Annotated in this window: 4 protein-coding genes; 1 reads left to right on the forward strand and 3 read right to left on the reverse strand. The window is 65.1% G+C overall.

Annotated features, from left to right (window positions below; genetic code table 11):
• On the forward strand, nucleotides 1-296 hold a 296-nt coding region (locus IGS67_RS13690; RefSeq protein WP_210767367.1), incomplete at its 5' end, for a hypothetical protein.
• Here the strand turns inward: IGS67_RS13690 and IGS67_RS13510 are convergent.
• The 3 genes from IGS67_RS13510 to IGS67_RS13525 form a co-directional block, all read right to left on the reverse strand.
• Nucleotides 279-779 carry a GNAT family N-acetyltransferase gene (locus tag IGS67_RS13510; protein WP_000376623.1) on the reverse strand — a complete coding sequence of 167 codons (501 nt, stop codon included), beginning with the start codon at nucleotides 777-779 and terminating at the stop codon, nucleotides 279-281. The genes IGS67_RS13690 and IGS67_RS13510 overlap by 18 nt on opposite strands.
• A gap of 127 nt (nucleotides 780-906) precedes the next feature.
• Nucleotides 907-1,758, reverse strand: a complete 852-nt coding sequence (gene sul1, locus IGS67_RS13515; RefSeq protein ID WP_000946487.1) for a sulfonamide-resistant dihydropteroate synthase Sul1 — start codon at nucleotides 1,756-1,758, stop codon at nucleotides 907-909.
• A 239-nt stretch (nucleotides 1,759-1,997) separates the two neighbouring features.
• Nucleotides 1,998-3,317 (reverse strand): ISL3 family transposase, encoded by a 1,320-nt coding sequence (locus IGS67_RS13525; protein WP_102510787.1) that lies wholly within the window; start codon nucleotides 3,315-3,317, stop codon nucleotides 1,998-2,000.
• Between the last annotated feature and the right edge of the window lie 206 nt (nucleotides 3,318-3,523).

Below are 3,523 nucleotides of genomic sequence, written 5' to 3' on the forward strand. Positions count from 1 at the left end.
ATCCGTCATCGTTCCGTCCGTCCAATCTCCGCCAAGCATGCTCAAGCTTCACGATTTTTGCAACAGAGCCTCACATCACCCTGGAAATGGCGCCACTTGAAATCCGTCATCGTTCCGTCCGTCCAATCTCCGCCAAGCATGCTCAAGCTTCACGATTTTTGCAACAGAGCCATATCGACAACCTCTCGCGCAACCAAGACATCGCGGTCGGACTGCAAGTGATCTTGAAGCCACGGGCCCGTCCCACCCCGACATGGACCTCGATGCCCGAACGGACGTTAGATTTCGAGTTCTAGGCGTTCTGCGATGAAGGTTGGATCCCAGCCGGGATTGAAAGTGTCGACGTGGGTGAATCCGAGCCGCTCGTATAGGCCACGCAGGTTCGGGTGGCAGTCGAGCCGCAGCTTGGCGCACCCCTGCGTTCGCGCGGCATGGCGGCAAGCCTCGATCAGCGCGGAGCTGACACCCCGGCCCGCATGTGTCCGTCGCACCGCGAGCTTGTGCAGATATGCGGCCTCCCCCTTGAGGGCGTCGGGCCAGAACTCGGGATCCTCGGCCGACAAGGTGCAACAGCCGACGATGCCGTCGCTGCAACTCGCGACTAGGAGCTCGGATCTCAGGACGAAGGTCTCCGCGAATGTCCGGTCGATCCGCGCGACGTCCCAGGCGGGCGTTCCCTTGGCGGACATCCACGCCGCAGCGTCGTGCATCAGCCGCACAACCTCGTCGATATCACCCGAGCAGGCGACCCGAACGTTCGGAGGCTCCTCGCTGTCCATTCGCTCCCCTGGCGCGGTATGAACCGCCGCCTCATAGTGCAGTTTGATCCTGACGAGCCCAGCATGTCTGCGCCCACCTTCGCGGAACCTGACCAGGGTCCGCTAGCGGGCGGCCGGAAGGTGAATGCTAGGCATGATCTAACCCTCGGTCTCTGGCGTCGCGACTGCGAAATTTCGCGAGGGTTTCCGAGAAGGTGATTGCGCTTCGCAGATCTCCAGGCGCGTGGGTGCGGACGTAGTCAGCGCCATTGCCGATCGCGTGAAGTTCCGCCGCAAGGCTCGCTGGACCCAGATCCTTTACAGGAAGGCCAACGGTGGCGCCCAAGAAGGATTTCCGCGACACCGAGACCAATAGCGGAAGCCCCAACGCCGACTTCAGCTTTTGAAGGTTCGACAGCACGTGCAGCGATGTTTCCGGTGCGGGGCTCAAGAAAAATCCCATCCCCGGATCGAGGATGAGCCGGTCGGCAGCGACCCCGCTCCGTCGCAAGGCGGAAACCCGCGCCTCGAAGAACCGCACAATCTCGTCGAGCGCGTCTTCGGGTCGAAGGTGACCGGTGCGGGTGGCGATGCCATCCCGCTGCGCTGAGTGCATAACCACCAGCCTGCAGTCCGCCTCAGCAATATCGGGATAGAGCGCAGGGTCAGGAAATCCTTGGATATCGTTCAGGTAGCCCACGCCGCGCTTGAGCGCATAGCGCTGGGTTTCCGGTTGGAAGCTGTCGATTGAAACACGGTGCATCTGATCGGACAGGGCGTCTAAGAGCGGCGCAATACGTCTGATCTCATCGGCCGGCGATACAGGCCTCGCGTCCGGATGGCTGGCGGCCGGTCCGACATCCACGACGTCTGATCCGACTCGCAGCATTTCGATCGCCGCGGTGACAGCGCCGGCGGGGTCTAGCCGCCGGCTCTCATCGAAGAAGGAGTCCTCGGTGAGATTCAGAATGCCGAACACCGTCACCCTGCTGCGTAACATCGTTGCTGCTCCATAACATCAAACATCGACCCACGGCGTAACGCGCTTGCTGCTTGGATGCCCGAGGCATAGACTGTACAAAAAAACAGTCATAACAAGCCATGAAAACCGCCACTGCGCCGTTACCACCGCTGCGTTCGGTCAAGGTTCTGGACCAGTTGCGTGAGCGCATACGCTACTTGCATTATAGCTTACGAACCGAACAGGCTTATGTGGCTCTTCGTCGATGCGGTGGGGGGTCAGCTGAGGAGGCCGCCGGCGGCGAGCAACATCCGCAGCCGATAGTTGTCGCGGTTGCGGTAGCCGCGGGCCAGCCGCCTGTGAAGTTCGATGATGCCGTTGACGGCCTCGGTGCCACCGTTGTTCGCCCGGTCGGTGTCGAAGTAGGCCAGGAACGCCTCACGCCAACGCCGCAGAGTCCGTCCGAGACGGGCGACCTCGGGGATCGGGCAGGTGTGGAACGAAGTAAGGATCTTCTCAGCGCGGCCGCGCCCGACGGTAGCGTCCTTGGAGCGGTAGGCGGCTCGGAGGTCTTGAGCGCAGCGCCACGCGACGTAGACCTCTTCGTGCGCCTCGTCCGCACCGATCGCACGTTCCAGGCGCGCGACCTGGCGGTCGGTGAGGTTCTCGGCCCCGGCGCGCAGGATCGTCTGGATACCGAACAGCGGGTCGCCCTTGCGGCCGCGGTGCCCGGTGGTGTCCTGCTGGACGCGGCGGCGGACCTCGTCGACGACCTGGGTGCCGAGCTTGACGACATGGAACGCATCCAAGACCGCCCTGGCGTCGGCGAGCTCGGCGTCGATCGCCGCCTTGTAGCCGCCGAACGGGTCCAGCGCAGCGACCTCGATGGCCGCGCGAAACGCGGGGCCGCGGTCGGTGAGCCAGTCGGCGTAGGCCTTCTTCGAGCGGCCTGGGACCAGATCAAGGAGCCGGGCGTGGATGCGCCCGTGGCTGTCGCGCGTCAGATCGACCATCCCGGTCAGTTCCTTGGGTCCGCGCTCACGCACGTCGCCGTGGTGCCAGATGTGCTCGTCGACGCCCAACGAGGTGACGCCCGCGAACCGGACCGGGTCCGCAGCCAGACGTTCCAGCTCGGGCTTGACCGCGCGCCACAGGGTCGCCCACCCGACCCCGAGGCGGCGGGCGAGCCCCGCGATCGTGGCGTGCTCACGGCGCAGCTGCCCGAGGGCCCACGTCACCGCCCGGCGGGTGAGCACCCCGCGGGCGGCGACCAGGACCGGGAGCTGCTCGACGAACGTGCCGCGCGGGCAAGCCGCTTCCGTGCAGCGCCAGCGTCGCTGCCGCCAGGCGACCTGCACCCCCACGTCGCCGTGCGGCACGTCGCGCAGCACCCGCATCCTCCGTCCTCGGCTGACCGCGACGCCCCCGCAGTCCGGGCACCCCATCAGCTGCCAGGGTGTGGAGACCATCACTCGCATCGCGGTCGAGCTCCGCGTCACAGCCTCGACCCGGACGCCGTCCAGGCCGAGCAGAATGTCACAGCGAACGCAGGGGTCAGTAGTTGGGCGCGCGTCGGCGCACCCCGTAGCGTGAGACACGTCGAGGTCCTCGAGATCGATCAGGTTGCTTGGTCGCTCCTGATTCTCGAGGACCTCGACCCCTACCTGATGCTCAACCCGTCGGACCCGTCACTCCCCACCGCAACGGCGAAGAGCCGCTTATGTCCACTGGGTGGCTCTGTTGCAAAGATTGGCGGCAGTCAGAGGTAGGCTGTCGCTCTGCGCCGATCAGGCGGCTGCTGCGA

The sequence above is a fragment of the Flavimobilis rhizosphaerae genome, from assembly GCF_014852685.1.
Taxonomy (GTDB): Bacteria; Actinomycetota; Actinomycetes; order Actinomycetales; family Cellulomonadaceae; genus Flavimobilis; species Flavimobilis rhizosphaerae.